Source organism: Corallococcus sp. 4LFB, from assembly GCF_046520365.1.
GTDB classification, from domain to species: Bacteria; Myxococcota; Myxococcia; order Myxococcales; family Myxococcaceae; genus Corallococcus; species Corallococcus caeni.
This window is the reverse complement of sequence record NZ_JBKGHJ010001188.1, coordinates 1-669: the sequence shown is the minus strand read 5'-3', so window position 1 is coordinate 669 and position 669 is coordinate 1. Positions and strand designations below refer to the sequence as shown.

General features: G+C 74.4%; 1 protein-coding gene. It reads left to right on the top strand.

The window, feature by feature from the left end:
* Nucleotides 1-669 (top strand): HAD-IC family P-type ATPase (locus ACLEQD_RS44835; protein ID WP_410391982.1); only part of this gene is annotated, 669 nt, incomplete at both ends.

Here is a 669-nt window from a genome sequence, read left to right as displayed (position 1 = left end):
CGCCCGGCGGCTGGGACTGGGGGGCGCCAGTCCCCAGGTGCTCACGGGCGCGGCCCTGGAGGCGCGGCTGGCCGACACCGGCACGGTGCCCCCCGTGGACGTGGTGGCGCGCGCGCTGCCCGCCCAGAAGTACGCGCTGGTGAAGGCGCTCCGGAGTCAGGGCGAGGTGGTGGCCGCCACCGGGGACGGGGTGAACGACGTGCCGGCGCTCCAGGCCGCGGACGTGGGCATCGCCATGGGGGAGCGGGGAACACGCAGCGCTCGCGAGGCGTCCTCCATCGTGTTGTTGAACGACGACTTCGGCACGCTGGTCCGCGCCATCGCGGAGGGCCGGCAGCTCTTCTCCAACCTCCAGCGCTGCTTCCTCTACCTGCTGCTCGTCCACATCCCGCTGGTCGGCACGGCGGCGCTGCTGCCGCTCTGGGGCCAGCCGCTGCTGTACCTGCCCATCCACATCGTGTGGCTGGAGCTCATCATCCACCCCACCGCGATGCTGGCCTTCCAGGCGGCCGCGCGGCCCGGGCGCCTCGCCCCCGTGCGCGCGAGGCCCGCGGCGCGCTTCTTCTCCTGGCGTGAGTGGACCCTGCTCACGGGCGTGGGCGGGCTGCTGGCGTGCGGGCTCGTCTGGGCCTATGCGCGGTGCCTGTCGGAGGGGCAGGACGTCGAGCG